Source organism: Pseudomonas sp. D2002, from assembly GCF_013385735.1.
Classification (GTDB): domain Bacteria; phylum Pseudomonadota; class Gammaproteobacteria; order Pseudomonadales; family Pseudomonadaceae; genus Aquipseudomonas.
The window spans coordinates 69,255-87,732 of record NZ_JACAPL010000014.1; the positions used below are offsets into that span (position 1 = coordinate 69,255).

Annotated in this window: 8 protein-coding genes and 1 pseudogene; all 9 read right to left on the minus strand. The window is 60.6% G+C overall.

Going from position 1 to position 18,478, the window contains the following annotated elements:
• Positions 1 to 12: 12 nt before the first annotated feature.
• The 9 genes and pseudogenes from HX783_RS24670 to deoA all read right to left on the minus strand — a co-directional run bounded on the left by HX783_RS24670 (position 13) and on the right by deoA (position 18,476).
• Complete coding sequence (locus HX783_RS24670) at positions 13 to 966, minus strand: hypothetical protein (protein WP_177018583.1); 954 nt, start codon at positions 964 to 966, stop codon at positions 13 to 15.
• Entirely contained in the window at positions 963 to 7,826 is a 6,864-nt protein-coding gene (locus tag HX783_RS30145; protein WP_305729341.1) for a YadA-like family protein, read from the minus strand. The genes HX783_RS24670 and HX783_RS30145 overlap by 4 nt, the downstream gene beginning before the upstream one ends.
• Positions 7,827 to 8,048: 222 nt before the next feature.
• A pseudogene (locus HX783_RS30370) lies at positions 8,049 to 8,399 on the minus strand (ESPR-type extended signal peptide-containing protein); the annotation flags it as partial.
• 363 nt (positions 8,400 to 8,762) lie between these two features.
• Positions 8,763 to 9,959 carry an EAL domain-containing protein gene (locus HX783_RS24680; RefSeq protein ID WP_256347285.1) on the minus strand — a complete coding sequence of 399 codons (1,197 nt, stop codon included), beginning with the start codon at positions 9,957 to 9,959 and terminating at the stop codon, positions 8,763 to 8,765.
• 115 nt (positions 9,960 to 10,074) lie between these two features.
• Positions 10,075 to 13,749: a transporter substrate-binding domain-containing protein gene (locus HX783_RS24685; RefSeq protein ID WP_177018586.1), complete on the minus strand. Its 3,675-nt coding sequence runs from the start codon at positions 13,747 to 13,749 to the stop codon at positions 10,075 to 10,077.
• Positions 13,750 to 14,376: a response regulator transcription factor gene (locus HX783_RS24690; RefSeq protein ID WP_123531890.1), complete on the minus strand. Its 627-nt coding sequence runs from the start codon at positions 14,374 to 14,376 to the stop codon at positions 13,750 to 13,752.
• A 153-nt stretch (positions 14,377 to 14,529) separates the two neighbouring features.
• Entirely contained in the window at positions 14,530 to 15,669 is a 1,140-nt protein-coding gene (locus HX783_RS24695; RefSeq protein WP_256347286.1) for an EAL domain-containing protein, read from the minus strand.
• A gap of 270 nt (positions 15,670 to 15,939) precedes the next feature.
• Positions 15,940 to 17,172: a phosphopentomutase gene (locus HX783_RS24700; RefSeq protein WP_177018588.1), complete on the minus strand. Its 1,233-nt coding sequence runs from the start codon at positions 17,170 to 17,172 to the stop codon at positions 15,940 to 15,942.
• The gene (gene deoA / locus HX783_RS24705; RefSeq protein WP_177018589.1) at positions 17,169 to 18,476 is read right to left on the minus strand and encodes a thymidine phosphorylase; all 1,308 of its coding nucleotides are present in this window, start codon (positions 18,474 to 18,476) and stop codon (positions 17,169 to 17,171) included. The genes HX783_RS24700 and deoA overlap by 4 nt, the downstream gene beginning before the upstream one ends.
• Positions 18,477 to 18,478 lie beyond the last annotated feature (2 nt).

Consider the following 18,478-nt stretch of genomic DNA (forward strand, 5'->3'; position numbering starts at 1 on the left):
GTCATCACGCATTCACGGTATCAGGGTGGTCAGTGGCGACACCGCGGACGCCAACAATGGTTTGACCGCCGCGGGAAAGTATTCCACTTGCAGCGGGTACTCCTGTCCCATCAACCGCCCTTTGCCGTACCACAGGATACCGCCCTGACGGAGCACCAGACCATTGCGACCGAACTCGAAAACGCTGCCGACAGAACTCCTGAACAGGAAGCGGCTGTCATCCATTTGCAGCAGCGTGTACTGCGTGTTCGCAGGCGGCAGTTGCTCCTTGATGCGCTGCAGATAAGTCGGGGCCAGGCGGGCAAACAACTGCCCTGCCTCTTCACGATATTGCGTGAGCGTCAGCCCCGGCTTGTGCTGCAGCTCAACGGCGATCAGCGCGAAGACATCGGCGTTGGCCCTTGCCAAGGCCAACTTGATCGACAGCGCCGACGTCAGCAGCGCGTTATCAATCTGCAACGACGATTTCTCTGGCTGACCGTTGGCAGCCGGTGCAACGACGGGGCGCATGAATTCGGCCACGTCGACTGCCGACAGCACGCTCGTCGCCAGGTAGGCGGCACAGGCGGTGGCCTGACCCGGCTGGTCACCATTGACCAGCAACGAAAATGGGCTGCCTTGTCGAGGCACAGTCTGCGCGTCAATCCCCTGCTGTTTGAGAAAGGCGTTGACCTGTTCCGGTTTCACTTCGCCGCGTGCCAATGCACAGAGCTGCTCCATCATCGGGGCTTTGCTCGCCTCGTTGAACCTGGGCGACATTTGCACAATCGCGTCCTGGATTACAGGTAATGCAGGGATACGCAGCCACTTACGCGGGGTCTGCGCAGGCTGGTCTGTCAGGAATTTTTCGTAACCGGCCCAGGCCGCCAACAGGATCAGGATGGCGACGGAAATGGATTTTATATTCATATTTTTTTGCCTGAAAAAGGTTGATAAAGGGCTGCGCAAGACTTGCCAACGGGTCACCACTGATAACCGACGCCCACCGCCAACCCGACATTGCGCTGGCTGTCGGTACTGCCCTGTAACTTGGTCACCCAACGGCCGTTGGCTGACATGTGCGACACACCGACGGCCAACGACGATTGGCCGCGATAGATGGCCGTTGCGGCCGTCGTCATGCTGCCCCCCGGCACGTACGACTGCGGCAGACTGGACATAGCCATCGCGCCGGCGATCCCCGCACTGAGCGTTTCGTCCTGGTCCTTGAGGTCTTTTTTCAACTCCATGTAGCGCTGGTCGGTGTAAGCATTGGCATTCGTGGTGATATCCGCCACGCTTCGGTCCAACTGGTCGAGGTTCACCGCATCCGTACCGTGAGTACCCGCCGCAAGGTTGGTCAGCTGCCGCTCATTGCCGGCACTGCCGACCGAGACACTGTTGTCCCGGTCCGCCACCGAATTGGCCCCCAGTGCCGTGGCATTCCTGGCCGAAGCCTCGGCCCCGTTACCCAGCGCCACCGAGTTTTCCCCGGAGGCCTGAGACCGCGTACCGACCGCCGCGCTGTTGTTGCCCGAGGCCTGCGCCCCTGCCCCGCCCGCGATCGCATCGGTACCCGTGGCTTTCGGCTTGGTTGCGGCACTGCTGTTGTTCACCTGGAACATGCCGTCGGTACCGTTCTTGAGGTTGGTGACATCGCCTTCGACGGCGGTGATGCGAGCCCCCTGCTGACCCGCTTCTGCGCCCAGATTGGCAATCGAATCGTCCGTGTATTGCTTGGCTTCGGCCACCGCACCGTCGAGTTGGCGCACGTTGACCGCATCAGTGGCGTTGTTGCCGTCGGCCACGTTGCTGATCGTCCGGGTGGCGCCGGTGGTTGCATTGCCCACCGAAACGGTGCCCGAGGTCACGTTGTTCGCTCCCGAATACTTGCCGCTGTAGGTTTCGGCACCTCGACCGGCATCGCTGGCGTCGCTGCCGATTGCCACGCTGCCATTGGCAGTCGCCGTGGCGCCGCTGCCCATCGCCACCGAGCCATTGCCCGAAGCCTGGGCCTGGGGCCCCAGCGCCATGGCATCTGTACCGGTGGCGGCGGAGTCGGCCCTTACCGAGTTGACGTGCAGATACTTGATGCCACCGCCCGCCCCGATCAGTGTTTCAAGGCCCCCTACCCGACCGTCGAGGTTAGTAATGTCCGAGGTGTTCTGATCAACCTGTGTGCCAAGCACTTTCAGTTGCGCCACGTTGACCGCGTCGGTGTCCTGCGTGCCGGCCGCCAGCCCGGTCAGCTTGCGACTGCCCAGCGCCGTACCGATGCCGATCTCGCCGACTGACGTCTGCGGTGCGGCTAATCGATAGGCGCTGTAGTCTGTTTCGGCACCGACCGTGGTCAGCGAGCTTGAACCGAGCGCTACGCTCATGGCGTAGCTGGCATTGGCGCCGGCGCCCAGTGCCACCGATTGCTCGGCCGCTGCCTGGGCGGCGCTGCCCAGGGCGATGCCGGACGCCAACAACACTTGGGAATTGCGACCAATGGCGATACCACCGGTGGCAGCCTGACTGACAGAGGCCTGATTACCCAGGCCAATGCCGTTGTCACCGTTGACCACGGTGCCCGGGCCTACCGCGATCGACTCGCTACCGCTGGCGAGCGAGTCCGTCGGGTTGGTCGAGTTGGCGTGGAAATACAGCGTGCCGGTAGAACTCAACGAGCCCATCGCCCCGGTCAATTGACGCAAGGTCACGGCGTCGTGAGCGTCGGTGGCATCGGCCACGTTGGTGATCTGCCGGTAGCTGCCGGCCTTGCCCACCGACACCGAGCCCAGCAAGGTGGCATCCGAAGTGTCGTAGATGATCGTCCCGCTTCCCGCCGCGATAGAACCGGTGGTGGGTGCCAGGACACGGTCGGCGACCGAACCTTCGCCGAGCGCGATACCGCCCGCCACCTGAGCCTGGCTCAGACGTCCCAGCGCGAGGCTACCATCCGCCGTCGCTTGGGCCCCCGAACCGACCGCGAATGAATTTGCACCTGCGGCAATCGACTGTGGCCCGATCGCGATACTGTCCAGACCGCTGGCTTGCGAGTCGGCCAGTGTGGAGTTGCTGTGGAAATACTTGATGCCCGTGCCGTTGTTGACGAGGTTGTCGACGGTCTGATTGGTCGCGAACAGCTGCGAACCATTCACTGCATCGGTGCTGGTGGCGTTCAAGGTGCCGGCCGCAACGTTGGTCAATTTCACCGCCGTGCCTGCGGGGTTGAAGGTCACCTGGGTTTTGGTTGTGGCATCATCGTATTTCACGGCCACCGCCGCGGTATTGGTCACGCTGGTGTTGAGATTGGTAAGTGCTGCGCCAACATTGTTGCTGACCAAAGGCCCGGTGTTGGCACCGGTTGCGCTGATGCTGTTGGTGGAATAGCTCGGCGCGGTCCATACGCCTGTAGTCGCATCAAGCGTCGCACCGCCACCCAAAGCGGTCGCCGTGTCCTGGCCTGCACTATTCAGTTGGCTGACGTTGACAGCATCTGTGGCCGAGCTGCCCGCGGCCAGGCCAGTAATGCGACGGCTATCCGCGCCATTGGCGATGTTCACTTCGCCACCGGTTGCCGCGCCACCCACACCATAAGCCGCGTTAGCCAGTGTTGCGCCGGTGGCAGATGACCCCGAACCCAAAGCAATGCTGTTGGCGATGCTGGCCGTGGCGCCATTGCCCAGGGCAACGCTGTTGACACCGGTGGACACGGCAGCCGGACCCATCGCCACGCTGTCCTGCCCGGTGGCGCTGCTGTCGGCGAGGGTCGAATTGCTGTGGAAATACTTGATGCCGGTGCCATTGTTGACGAGGTTGTCGACGGTCTGATTGGTCGCGAACAGCTGCGAACCATTCACTGCATCGGTGCTGGTGGCGTTCAAGGTGCCGGCCGCAACGTTGGTCAATTTCACTGCCGTGCCTGCGGGGTTGAAGGTCACCTGAGTTTTGGTTGTGGCATCGTCGTATTTCACCGCCACGGCGGCGGTATTGGTCAGGCTGGTATTGAGGTTGGTGAGTGCTGCGCCGACGTTGTTGCTGACCAGCGGCCCGGTGTTGGCACCGGTTGCGCTGATGCTGTTGGTGGAATAGCTCGGCGCGGTCCATACGCCCGTAGTCGCATCAAGCGTCGCGCCGCCGCCCAAGGCCGTCGCGGTGTCCTGCCCTGCTTTATTCAGCTGACTGACGTTGACAGCGTCGGTCGCAGAACTGCCTGCCGCCACGCCGGTAATGCGACGGCCATTGGTGCCGTTGGCGATGTTGACTTCGCCGCCCGCCGTCGCTGCACCGCCGACACCATAAGCGGCATTGGCCAACGTCGTACCCGTGGCGGACGAATTGGCACCCAGCGCCACACCATTGGCAAGGGTTGCGCTGGCGAGCGGGCCGATGGCTACGCTGTCCTGGCCGGTTGCGCTGCTGTCGGCGAGGATGGAGTTACTGTGGAAATACTTGATGCCGGTGCCGTTGTTGACGAGGTTGTCGACGGTCTGATTGGTTGCGAACAGCTGCGAGCCATTTACCGCATCGGTGCTGGTGGCGTTCAAGGCGCCGGCCGCAACGTTGGCCAACTTCACCGCAGTGCCTGCGGGGTTGAAGGTCACCTGGGTTTTGGTCGCAGCATCGTCATATTTCACAGCCACGGCGGCTGTGTTGGTCAGGCTGGTGTTGAGGTTGGTGAGTGCTGCGCCAACGTTGTTACTGAGCAAAGGCCCGGTGTTGGCACCGGTTGCGTTGATGCTGTTGGTGGAATAGCTGGGAGCCGTCCACGTACCGGTTGTCGCGTTGACCGCAGCGCCGCCGCCCAAGGCTGCCGCCGTATCCTGGCTGGCGTTATTCAACTGACTGACGTTGACCGCATCGGTGGCCGAGGCACCTGCGGCAAGGCCGGTGATGCGCCGACCGTTGGCGCCATTGGCCACGTTAACTTCCCCGCCAGTCGTGGCAGTGCCGCCGACGCCATAGGCAGCGGTGCCCAGCGTCGTGCCAGTGGCGGAAGAGCCGCTGCCCAGGGCCACAGAGTTAGCCGTGCTTGCCGTCGCGCCGTTGCCCAGGGCTACAGCGTTAGTAGCAGTGGAACTGGCGGTAGGTCCCACTGCGACGCTATCGGTACCGGTGGCGCTGCTGTCGGCCAAGGTCGAGTTGGCGTGGAAATATTTGATACCCGCGCCGTTGTTGATGTTGTTGACCGTGGTGTTGGTGGCAAACAGCTGCGACCCGTTCACCGCATCACTGCTGGTGGCGTTCAACGCACCCGGTGCGACGTTGGTCAGCGTTGTCGCCGCCCCACTTGGGTTGAAGGTGATTTGAGTTTTTGTGGCCGCATTGTCGTATTTCACAGCAACCGCTGCGGTGTTGGTCAACCCGGTGTTGAGGTTGCCCAGGGCTGCGCCGACGTTGTTGCTGGTCAGTGCGCCAGTGTTGGTGCCGCTGGTATTGATGCTGTTAGTGCTATAGCTCGGTGCGGTCCAGGTGCCGGTCGTAGGATCAAGTGCTGCACCGCCGCCCAAAGCGGTGGCCGTGTCCTGACCTGCCTTGTTCAACTGACTGACGTTGACCGCATCGGTGGCCAAGGCACCCGCGGCAAGGCCGGTGATGCGCCGACCGTTGGCGCCATTAGCCACGTTAACTTCCCCGCCAGTCGTGGCAGTGCCGCCGACGCCATAGGCAGCGGTTCCCAGCGTCGTGCCAGTGGCGGAAGAGCCGCTGCCTAGGGCCACGGAGTTTGCCGACCCTGCTGTAGCGCCATTGCCCAGAGCTACAGCGTTGGTGGCGGTGGCGCTGGCGGTAGGTCCCACTGCAACGCTGTCGGTACCGGTGGCAGTACCGTCGGCCAAGGTCGAGTTGGTGTGGAAGTACTTGATGCCAGCACCGGTAGTGATGTTATTCACCGTAGTGCCCAAACTGTTCACGGCGGTATTGGTGGAGAACAACTGACTGCCGTTCACTGCATCGGTGCTGGTGGCCGTCACCTTACCTGCGGCGACGTTGCTCAGTTGGCGTTCGTTGCCCGCACTGCCCAGGCTCAACACGCCGATAGGCGCTGCACCCGCATAGGTGTAGGTGGTGCCATTGATCACCCCACTGGCCGTGGCGGTAGCGGCGGCAGTCGTCGCGCCGCTGCCCAAAGCGACGGAGTTAGCCGTGCCCGCCGTCGCGCCGTTGCCCAAGGCCATGGCGTTGGTGGCGGTGGCGCTGGCGGTAGGTCCCACTGCAACGCTGTCGGTACCGGTGGCGGTGCTGTCAGCCAAGGTCGAGTTGGTGTGGAAGTACTTGATGCCAGCACCGGTAGCGATGTTATTGACGGTGGTGTTGGTGGCAAACAGCTGCGACCCGTTCACCGCATCCGTGCTGGTGGCATTCAATGTCGCCGGTGCCAGGTTGGTGATCGTCACCGGAGCACCTGCACCGGCGCCGCCAGTCGCACCCAAAGTGATCTTGGTGCCGCCGCTGGCATCGTATTTGACTGCGACATTGGCCGTGTTATTCACATTGGTGTTGAGCGCCGTCAAGGCAGCGGCAACTGTGGTCTGCGCTGTAGGTCCAGCCACTGCACCGGTAGCGCTGATACTATTGATCGGTTGGCTAAAGCCGGTGATATTGCCCGTCGCCGGACTGTAGGCCGCGCCACCGCCCAGCGTGCTGGCTGTTGTGGTGCCCTGGTTGTTGACGCCGGTGACGACCGAATTCAGCTGAGAGCCGTTAATGGCATCGGTGCTGGTGGCAGAAATCACGCCTGCCGCAACGTTCTGGATCTGGCGCTCAGTACCTGCCGCCCCCACCGACACCACACCATTGCTCGAAGCTGCTGCTTGCACGCCCGCTGCAGTAGCACCAAATTGCGCCGTAGTGCCGGTATGCGGTGCAGCTGTCGTTGACTTCGAACCTAACGCCACATCGTTGGTATTGTTAGCCACTGCAGTATCGCCCAGCGCCACGGCGCCTGCTGCAGCCGCATTGCTGGCATTTCCCAGTGCCACAGAACCTTGCCCAGTGGCCGTACTGGTATTACCCAGCGCGACAGCCCCTTGGCCGTTCGCAGTGTTATCGGCACCCATAGCGACGGCGCCTGTGCCCGTTGCGACGTTCGGATCCCCGATTGCCACTGCACCGTTCCCCGTCGCAGTGTTTCCGGCACCGATCGACACGGCTTTGCCACCCTGGGCCAGCGCGCTATCACCGATTGCCACGGACGAGGCCGAGCTGGTCGTTGCACTCTTACCTATAGCCACGCTATTGGTCCCGCCGGAAACAGCTAACGGCCCCATTGCAACGCTGTCGGTACCGGTAGCGGCACTGTCGGCCAGGGTCGAGTTGGTGTGGAAGTATTTGATGCCAGCGCCATTGCTAATGTTGTTGACGGTTTGGTTGGTCGCGAACAATTGCGAACCGTTCACCGCATCGGTGCTGGTGCCGTTCAAGGCTCCTGCCGCGACATTGGTCAACTTGACCGAAGTTCCTGCCGGGTTGAAGGTCACTTGGGTTTTGGTAGTGGGGTCGTCGTATTTCACCGCCACGGCAGCGGTGTTGGTCAGGCTGGTATTAAGGTTGGTCAGTGCCGCGCCGACGTTGGTGCTGACCAACGGACCGGTGCTGGTGCCGACAGCGTTGATGCTGTTGGTGGAATAGCTGGGCGCCGTCCATATCCCGGTGGTCGCATTAAGCGCCGCTCCCCCGCCCAGAGCGGTCGCCGTATCCTGTCCCATTTTATTCAGTTGACTGACGTTAACGGCATCCGTCGCATTGGCACCGGCGGCAAGACCGGTAATACGACGACCGTTCGCGCCGTTGGCGATGTTCACTTCACCGCCCGCCGTCGCCGTGCCGCCGACGCCATAAGCCGCGGTGGACAGGGTCAAGCCCGTTGCCTTTGAACTGGAACCCAAGGCAACGCTCCCAGCGCCAGAACCGGCTGTGACGGATGAGCCAATGCCCAATGCAACGCTATTGTCAGCGGAGGCGGCAGCCCCAGTATCTGTTAAGGAAGATCCGCCCAGAGCGACCGCATTTGTTCCTTTAGCCGAACTGTATGAACCTATTGAAATTGATACATCACCTGAAGAGTTAGCCACAGAACCTAAAGCGATCGAGTTTGAGCCTGCCGCATTAGATCGGAAACCTATGGCAGTCGCATTTCCACCCGTCGATAAGCTTGCGCTGCCCACTGCGATACCGGCACTCCCCGTCGCGCTCGCATTGCTCCCAAAGGATCCTGTGCCTACTTCAACCGCGGATGGTCCGAGTGCACCTACCGCAGAGTGAATTACCCCCAGCAGGAAAGCAGTCAGCGCAACGTTAACCGCACCAGTCGCCTTTGAACCTCGTTTACGCTCCCCCGACGGACCACTTTTGGTTTTTTTGCTGGCAAGTTCCGAAGTAACTACCCAGCAACGCATTGACGCGTTCCAAACTATCGAAAAAATTCTATTCATCTATGAATTGGCATGAAGCCAACCTCCTAAGACCGTATCATCCATGGCGTGATGACTTCCGCTTTCAATTCGATGCGGATACAGAACCTCGTCGACAGACATCGAATCCCATCCACAAATGACGAGAATCGAACTTCGCTGACGTAACGAGCAGGCAACACAATGGAATTAAGTAAGCGTATTTTCTCGACTGTCTCTACGGATTAAGTCAGGAAACTTCCTGCTGTTTGTAGGAAATTTCCCGACAGCTACTATGACCCCCTTCTTCAAACGCATAAAAAACGCCAAAGAGCCATTAATCAATGCTCGTTGGCGTTATGCGTTTTCTGGATAAGTTCAAGCGTTGTGCATTGAGTGAAGTGCTCAATAACTTGCCGTTATCCCTCGCTGAAGTTCCAACCAGTTTAATAAACTGGCGGCCGACATCGGCCGTGCGCACAAGTAGCCCTGCCCTTGCTTACACCCCAGTTCCAGCAGCACTTGGCGTTGTTCTTCGGTTTCGATCCCTTCGACCACCACCGTCATGCCCAGCGCCTCGCCGAGGGCCAGCGTGCTACTGATTACCGCGCGACGACGCGGTTCATCTTCCAGCCCGCGTACGAACTCGCCGTCGAGTTTGATTTCGTTGAACGGCAACTGGCACAGCCGCTGCAACGAAGAAAACCCCGCACCGAAATCATCGATAGACAGGCTGCACCCCATCATTCGCAGACGCACCAGGCTTTCCAGGCTGATCGCCGGTTCTTCGAGCAATCCCGTTTCGGTCAGCTCAAAGGTCAGCCCCGAACCCGGTAGATCATGCGCCGCCAACACGCTCTGAATCTGGCCCGTGAGTTCCGGTTTAAGCAGTTGCCCCGCGTGCAGATTGAGCGCGACATTCAGGTCAAAGCCCTGATTGAGTGCCTGGCGCTGTAGCCTCAAACAGTTTTCCAGCTGTTGGAACAGCAACTCATTGAGCAACCCGCACCGTTCGATAACCGGCATGAACACCGCCGGTGGCAAGACCCCTTTGAACGGATGGTGCCAACGCGCCAGCGCTTCAGCACTGCATACCTCACCCGTCTGCAAATTGAACTTGGGCTGAAAGTAGGTGTGCAGTTGATGGCCGGCGAGCGCACGACGAACCTCTTCCTCGGTGGCCGGTGCGACAGGCAGCACACCCGATTCGCTGATAGGCTCGTTCAAGTGTTGGTCCAGCAACGCTTGTAATGCCCCAGGTTGCAAAGGCTTGGTGACATCGTCCAGCAGCGCCATGCCGAGCAGCGAAATCAGTTGCCCCAGCACACTGCGCGTATCGCCCGGCAGCGTGCGGCTGATGATGATCGACCCGGTCAGCCCGGATCGGTCCACGGCCTGCAGAAGATCCCGAGCGCCGGCACTCTCTACAGGCAAATCGCACAGCGTGATATCCACTGGACCGTTCTGTTCGAGGAATGCAAGCGCGTGCAGGCTCTGGGTGGCCACAAAGACTTCCTGGCAGCCGGCTTGGCGCAGGCGGTTGGCCAACCTTGAGCCGCCGCAAGCCGTGTCGGCAAGCACCAGAATGCGAAGAGGGAGCATGGGCATGGACGCCGCTCACGTTGAAAGGAATGAGCCCATTGTCCCGGCCGAGCCAGCACGTATCTTTAGGAAACTTCGCTGTAGATGTAGGAATTTTCCGAGTAGCGACCGACATCTAATCAACGTCGACGCTGACCCCCTTCTCGACCGCTTGCGGATCAGCTATCTCTTGTTCCAGCGTATGCCCCAATCGCTCCATCGCTTGTTGCAACGCATCCACGGTTTCTGTCAGCGCGGCATTGTCATCTCCCCGGCAAACCTCTTCCAACTGCTCGCAACACTGAATCAGTACGCCGGCCTTGATAATCCGCGCGCCGCCCTTGACCCGGTGAGCGAGCTCGGAAAGGCCGGAAAGGTCGTGCGCGCCGAACAGCTTGATAAGCCGCAACATGTCCTCTTCGTTGCTGCTGGCAAGGTTCCTGAGCAACTTCCTGATCGCGGTTTGATCGCCACGGTTCAACTGCTGCAGGCTACTAAGGTTGATATCGCCCTCGACAACAGGGCTTACGGCGCTCTTCATCGGTGACTCCCCATACTCCACGCAGGCGAGTCGGGCACTCAGGTCACTGAGGCTGATCGGTTTAAACAGGCAGTCATCCATGCCTTCTGCCAGGCAGCGGTCTTTTTCCTCTGGCTGAGCATTGGCGGTAAGGCCGAAGATCAGACAGGGCGGCGCCCCCGATGAGCGTTCTTCGTCACGGATAGCCTGCGTCAACTCATAACCGTTCATGACCGGCATGTTGCAGTCCGTGATCACCACATCGTAATGGCCATTTCGCCAGGCCCGCAGGCCATGGGCGCCGTCTTCGGCGTCGCTGACGCTGTGCCCCAGGTAAGATAATTGCTGAGAGAGCAGCAAGCGGTTGGCCGGATAATCGTCGATCACCAGAATGCTCAGCATGCTCATCTGGTCCGGGAGTTTAGCCGCCGGCCGCTCGGCAGCCGGCACAGGTTGCAGGATCATCAGATCGAGGCAGATATCAATCTGCGTGCCCTTGCCCGGCAAACTGGTCAAGTGCAAATGCCCGTCCATCATTTCACACAAGGTTCGGCTGATGACCAGCCCCAACCCCGAACCACCCCGCGCCGACTGATGATTATTGCGGGCCTGGCCGAACGGGTTGAACAACAGCGCTTGATCCTCTGGGCAAATACCGATGCCGGTATCCTTGACCTGAACATCAATCGCCAGGCGCTCGCCGCATGCGCTCAGTAGCGCCTGGACGCACAAGCGCACCTCGCCTTCATCGGTGAACTTGATCGCGTTACTCAACAAGTTGGACAGTATCTGTTTGAAACGCAGCGGGTCGATCAGCACATCGCGCTTGGCCTTGATGTCGAAATCCAGCAACAGTCGCAGCCCTTTCTGCCGCGCCACGCCTTCGAACATGCGCACCACCGACTCGACCAGCTCACGCAGGCTGGCCCGCTCCGGAGTCAGAGACAGGCGGCCGGACTCGATACGTGAAATGTCCAGAATGTCGCCGATCAGATCCAGCAGCCCGCGGGCCGCGCCTGAGGCCACTTCGATGGCGAAGCGGTCCATGACGCCTTGATCAGCCTTCTTCATCGCCAGTTCCAGCATGCCGATCACGGCATTCATCGGCGTGCGGATTTCATGGCTCATGGTCGCCAGAAAGGTGGTTTTCGCCCGATTGGCGTCGTCCGCACTTTGCTTGGCGCTCTGCAGTTGATCCAACAGGCGTTGACGGTCGCTGATGTCGATCCAGCCGGCAATAATGCCCATCACCACACCTTCACTGGTGTGATACGGCAGCATCCAGTGATACACCGTGTGCACCACGCCATCGCTGTGGATGTAGGTGCGATCTTTAATCCATCGCGTGCCGCTCTCCATGACCTTGATGTACTCGGCCTGGAACGTCTCGGCATCCGCGCGGCCAACCACCGAGCTGTCGGTCAGTCGCTGGCCCATCACGGCTTCGCGCGGCAGGCCCAGCGCGTCAAGGTAGGCGCAGTTGCAACTGATCAGTCGCCCTTCACAGTCGCGCACGTAAATCGGATGGGGCGTGCCATCGATCAAGGCACGCATGAATTCCATCTGGTCATTGAGCGCCAGTTCGGCCTTTTTGCGGGTGGACACCAGTTTGCGCAGACGCACGTTCCACAGCAGCGCCAGCATCAACAACAACGCGGAGACGGCAAAGCCCTGGATGACCGCCGAACGATACTGCAACCAACTGTCGTTATCGATCACCACGTCGTGGCGCCAGCGTCTGGTCAGTTCATCCAGTTCCTCTGGCGGAATGCTTTGCAGGACCTTGTCCAGAATCGAGTACAACTCCAGCGCCCCGCGCTCGGTGGCGAACCCGGTGGTTGCCAGCAGCGGGCCGACAAGGCCGGCCACCCGCAGACGATCGCGGTACTGACGCAGAATCATGTAACGCCCGTTGAGCAGCGAATTGAGCGCCCCGTCCGCATCGCCTTTGTCGACCAATGCCAATGCCTCGGCCGAGGTGGTGGTCTCAATCAATTGGATGCCCGGGAATGTCTCACGAATGTAATCCTGCAATGCATTGCCACGCCGCATCGCCAGGCGTTTGCCCACCATGCCTTCCAGGGATTGCGGTTGGTCGGGCCGGTCCTGCGTGATCAGCACAAACGGGCTCGTCAGGTAAGGCCGGGTGAACCGCAGCTCCCCTTCACGGGCGGTGCTTGGGGTGAAGGCGACGATCAGATCCGCACTGCCGGATCGCAGCTGATCGACCAGCTTTTCCATGGAGCTGCTGCGCACGACATCAAATTTCAGGCCGGTACGCTGGCTGACCTTGGCCAGCACTTCGGCGCCGATACCGCGGAACTCACCTTGCCCATCAAAAAAGGACACAGGCGGAAGGCCGTCGTTGACGGCCACGGTAAGGCGAGGATGTTTTTGCAACCAGCGTTGTTCGGTTTCGGTGAACTGCAACGGGTCGGGGCCGGCCACATTCAGGTCCCCGGCTCCCCAGCGGTGCAATATTGTCATGCGCTCGCTGATTGGGATCGCCTCCAGTGCAGCATTGATGATGCGCAAAAGCCGACTGTTGCGTTGATTCAGCGCGAATGATAACTGCGAAGACACGCCCGACAACGTTGTCAGGTAGACCTCATTGAGGAAGTATTTGCCCACCAGATAGTGAGTACTGACGGCATCGCCCACATAAGCATCCGCCTGATTGAAGGCCACCGCGCCAAGCGCGCTTTGCGCCGATGGGTGAAGCTGCAGCGCAGCCTTGGGGTAGTTCGCGTTGATCGCATCCGCCGGCAGAACCTGATCAACGATAGCAAGGCGGTCGCCCGCCAGGTCGGGCGCCAACACCTTGCTGGTGCCACTGCGCGTCACCAGCACCGACGGGGCCTGTACATAGGCGTTGGTAAGTATCAGGTCCGGATCGGTCCCATCGAAGCTGTTGACGTTGCCCAGCAGCTCCAGCTCCCCGTCCCGAAGCGCCTGCATCGCCTCGGCTCGGGAATCATAACGAAGCACTTCGATCTTTATATGCAGCATGCTGGCCAGCAGCGCCGCATAATCAGCCGTGATGCCCTCGTAGTCCTGGCCACCGCTTATCATGCCCAAGGGTGGGTTGTCCGGCAGCGATACCCCCAGGCGCAGTGAGCCCTTGTCGCGCAACCAGCGCCAGTTTTCTTCATCCAGAATGACCGAAGGGTGTTCGCCATTCGAGCGACCCAAGAGGTTAAGGGGTTGTACTTCAGCCTGTACCGGCGAAACATTCCCCAACTGGCAGAGCAGACAGGCGGCCAGTCCAACGCAACGCAGGAGAGTGTTCATCTAGATCAGGTTGTTGCGCTTGGCAAAGTCAGCCAGATACACCACCGACTTCACATTGAGCTTTTCAATGAGGCGGGTTTTGTAAGTGCTGACAGTCTTGTTACTCAACAACATGGCATCACCGATTTCTTTGTTGCTCATGCCTTTGGCCAGTTGCTGCAAGATGATCAGTTCACGGTCGGACAGGCCACGGATCATCTCCAGCTCGGTGGAATCAATATCGCTGCGGCGTACAGAGTTTCCTGCAAGGTTGGGGAAAAACGTATAGCCGGCCATCAGCGCCTTGATCGCTTTGCTCAGCTCGCTCAATTCATCGGTTTTCGAGATATAACCGGCCGCGCCGGCCTTTATGCAGCGCATGGCATAAAACGCCGCCGACTGAGAGGTCAACACCAGGATCTTGCTCGAGAGTTTCAGCGCACTGATCCGATTGATGACTTCCAGGCCGTCGAGGCTGGGCATGGCGATGTCCAGCAGAATCAGTTCCGGCTCGTACTTGCGCGCCATTTGCACGGCATCGGCGCCATTGTCAGCCTCAGCGATAACCTCGAAATGCTCACGTTCGAGCAATACCCTCACCGTCGCCCGAATAAAGGGATGATCGTCTACAACCAGTGCTTTATGCATTTGGAACCTCACAGCTATACGCCCAGGAACAACCAGTGATGAGCGGTCCATGCATCACAAAGGTATAGAAAAAGTCAGTGCTTTATGCTGCCCGATTACACTGAATAATCAGGCTGTTATAACGGCCTATTTCAGGACTGGAAAGTGACGTGTTCACGTGGGCGAGTCAGGCGCCTGCAACCAGCGCAGAAACCGCTGGGCCTCCATCGGGCGCCCCAGGTGGAAACCCTGGCCGAACGAACACCCCATCGCGACCAGACCGTCGCGGATAACCTGGCTACCGACGCCTTCGATCACCAGGCTCATATTCAGCGCCCGGGCCAGGGCCACGGTGCTGGTGACCATCGCATGGGTGCGCGGATCCTCGATGGCGCGAACAAGTTGGCCGTCGAGCTTGAGCTGGTTGAATGGCAGTTGGCAGAGCAATGTCAGCGATGAAAAGCCCATGCCGAAATCATCAATCGACAGGCCGCACCCCATCATGCGCAGGCGCCGCAGGTTTTCACGGGTGCTGCGGGGTACATCCAGCAAGCCGTTTTCCGCCACCTCGAACAACAACGTCGCTCCCGGGAAGTCGTGACGTTTCAACAGCTGCTCAATGTGCTCGATCAGGTCATTGTGGGCCAGTTGCGACGCGTGAAGATTGAACGCCAGCTCCAGGCTTTGGCCGGATTGACGCAAGGTGTTGAGCAAGCTCATCCCTTGTTCGAGCATGTGTTCAAGCATTTCGTCGATCAGGTCGTAAGCCAACACGGCGGCCAGAAAGTGCCTGGGCAACAACAACCCTCTGACCGGATGCTGCCAGCGTACCAGCGCCTCAGCCCCCGCCAACGCCGCCGTATTCAAATCGAATTTGGGTTGGAACCACGCCTTGAACTCACCCTGGACCAGGCCCCGCCGTACGTCCTCCTCACTCGGGAGCCTGGCGTGGGGTGCCGACTCGGTGTCTGGTGCCAACTGCTGGCGGGAGTAGCGCTCAAGGATTTGATGCAACGTATACAACTGGGTGCGTTTGCCCACGACACCGAGCATTTTCAGCCCCGAGAGACAGGTCATCTGTTCGACTGCACGGCGCAGTTCCGGCTTCAATTCGCTGCACAGTGCAACTGCACGCGCCAATCCGCTTTCGCCGATCCGGGTCAAAACTTCCATCCAGTTCACGGCGGTGTTGCTCAGGTTACAAATCACGATATCAACGCCGCCTTCGCGGCTTACCTGCGCCATCGCCCATTCGCTGTCGCCCGCCTGCAGAATGTCGTTGACGCCCACATGCTGGAGCGCCTTCACCAACATTTCGCGCTGAAACGATTGATCATCTAAAACCAGAACGCTGGGTGTGCACATCTCGCCCATTACTCGCTAATGACTTCAAGTCAAAATTCTGGCGGCTTCACATCACCGACTGCGAAGGATTTATCTCTGCAACATGTAGGAAATTTCCTAGCGGCAGCGCAGGCGAGCGTGCACGGTATTTAGAGCGTTAGAGGGAGTTGCGCAAAGCTGTGGGAGAAACGAAGGTTATGAACATATTTCGATAAGCATCTGAACGGTTGATCGCCTTCTTTAGTGATGCTTCCCCAACAAAAACGACTCGCCCCACACCAACGGCCCCAACCCCAAATGCGCCGCCAACGTCTGGCCAATATCAGCAAAGCTGCCCCGCTCGCCCAGCCAACCTGCGGTCATACCAGCACCATAGGCCAACACCGGCACATGCTCACGGGTGTGATCGCTGCCCGGCCGCGACGGGTCGCAACCGTGGTCGGCACTGATGATCAGCAACGTGTGGGGGTCCATCAACGCGAGTAATTCCGGCAGCCTGCGGTCGAAAGCCTCCAACGCGGCGGCGTAGCCCGCCAGGTCGCGGCGGTGGCCGTAGAGCATGTCGAAGTCGACAAAGTTGGCGAACACCAGGCTGTTGTCTGGCGCTTCCCGGTAAGCCTTGAGCGTGGCATCGAACAGCGCGTCGTTGCCGTCGGCCTTATACAGCCGACTGATGCCTCGGTGAGCGAAGATATCGCCGATTTTGCCGACCCCATGCACGCTGCCGCCGGCTTCGCAGAGGCGATCAAGCAGCGTCGCCGACGGCGGTGGCACGGTGTAGTCGCGGCGATTGCCGGTGCGGCGGAACTCGCCTGCGTGCTCGCCGCTAAACGGCCGGGCAATGACCCTGCCGACGGTGTATTCATCGCACAATTCACGCGCGATTTCACACACTCGATACAGCGCATCGAGCCCGAAGTGGCTTTCATGGGCGGCGATCTGCATCACGCTGTCGGCCGAGGTGTAGCAAATCGGCTGCAGGCTGCGGATGTGCGCCTCACCCAAGTCGTCCAGCACCGTGGTGCCCGAGGCGTGGCAGTTGCCCAGGATGCCCGGCAACCCTGCCCGCTCAATCAGGTCGGCGAGCAACTGCGGCGGAAAGGAGTCGACTGGCTGTTCGAAATACCCCCAGTCGAACAACACCGGCACGCCCATCATTTCCCAATGCCCGGACGGCGTGTCTTTGCCGGAGGATTGCTCCCGCGCGTGGCCGTAGGCACCGATCGGTGCAGCGTCGCCCCAGTACCCCGGCAACGGGCCGTCACCACTGGCCGCCGCGGCAGCCCCCAAGCCCAATCGGCCCAGGTTTGGTAACGACAAAGCTCCCTTTCGAAACGGCCCATCGGCTTCGCCACGGGCGCACGCCTCGGCAATATGGCGCAAGGTGTCGGCGCCGGTGTCGCCAAAAAGAGCGGCGTCGGCACTGGCGCCGATGCCCAACGAGTCGAGGACTAACACAATGGCCTTGCTCATAGTTTTTCCTGAATCAAATCACGTGCGGCCAGGCCAGCTCCGCCTAACCGATAGGCTGCGCGCAAGGCGGCTGCGCCCTGCCCGGCCTGCTCCAGGTTGCGCGCGTGCACCCAACCCAGCGGCCGTTGCGCGTTGACCTGTTCACCGACGAAGGCCAAATCGCTGAAACCCACGGACAGGTCCAGCACATCGTCCGGGTGACTGCGCCCGCCACCCAATGCCACCACCGCCAAGCCCACCGCGCGGGTGTCGATTTCGCTGACGCAGCCTTCTTCCTCGGCCCACACCGGCACCGACACGGCGGCCTTGGGTAAATGCGCTTCGGGGTCGCGGGTAAAGTCCTGCGGGCCGCCCAGTGCGCTGACCATTTGCTCGAAGCGCCGCAAGGCCGCCCCGCTCTGCCAGGCCTGCAGCAATTGGTCGCGGGCTTGAGCGTCGTCGTTCGCCAAGCCGGCCATCGTCAGTACCTCACTGGCCAGCGCCAAGGTCACCGCCCACAGGCGTTCACTGCGCACCTCGCCCTTGAGCAGCGCGACGGCTTCGGCCACCTCCAGGGCATTGCCGGCACTGCGCGCCAGCGGCTGGTTCATGTCGGTGATCAGCGCACGGGTGTTGACCCCCACACCGTTGGCCACCGCGACGATGCTGGCGGCCAGCGCACGCGCCTGTTCCGGCTCGGCCATGAAGGCGCCGTTGCCGGTCTTCACGTCCATGATCAAGACGTCGAGGCCGGCGGCGAGTTTCTTGCCGAGGATCGACGCGGTGATCAGATCAATCGACTCCACCGACCCGGTCACATCGCGGATCACATACAAGCGCTTGTCCGCCGGTGCCAGGTTGGCGGTCTGGCCGATGATGGCGCAACCGACTTCGGCCACCACCGCGTGCAAACGTTCGGGGCTGGGTTGGCAGTCGTAGCCGGGGATGCTTTCGAGCTTATCCAGGGTGCCGCCGGTGTGCCCGAGGCCGCGCCCGGAAATCATCGGCACGTAACAGCCACAGGCCGCCAGCAATGGCGCGAGCAGCAGGCTGATCATGTCGCCGACGCCACCGGTGGAATGCTTGTCGACGACCGGCCCTGGCAGGTCCCACTTCAGCACTTGGCCGGAATCGCGCACGGCCTCGGTCAAGGCCAGACGCTCACTCACGTCCATGCCCTTGATGAACACCGCCATGGCGAACGCGGCCACCTGGCCATCGCTGAGGCTGCCGTCGGCAATGCCGGCGACAAAGCGTTGAATGTCGATCGCGGCCAGGGCGTGCCCGTCGCGTTTACGCCGAATCACTTCTTGTGGCAACCACATAC

Bases quoted from the DNA above. Each gene is read 5' to 3' on its own strand.
- HX783_RS24685 (WP_177018586.1), bottom strand. From the start codon at position 13,749: ATGAACACTCTCCTGCGTTGCGTTGGACTGGCCGCCTGTCTGCTCTGC.
- HX783_RS24690 (WP_123531890.1), bottom strand. From the start codon at position 14,376: ATGCATAAAGCACTGGTTGTAGACGATCATCCCTTTATTCGGGCGACG.
- HX783_RS24700 (WP_177018588.1), bottom strand. From the start codon at position 17,172: ATGAGCAAGGCCATTGTGTTAGTCCTCGACTCGTTGGGCATCGGCGCC.
- HX783_RS24695 (WP_256347286.1), bottom strand. From the start codon at position 15,669: ATGTTGGTGAAGGCGCTCCAGCATGTGGGCGTCAACGACATTCTGCAG.
- HX783_RS24680 (WP_256347285.1), bottom strand. From the start codon at position 9,959: ATGCTCCCTCTTCGCATTCTGGTGCTTGCCGACACGGCTTGCGGCGGC.
- deoA (WP_177018589.1), bottom strand. From the start codon at position 18,476: ATGTGGTTGCCACAAGAAGTGATTCGGCGTAAACGCGACGGGCACGCC.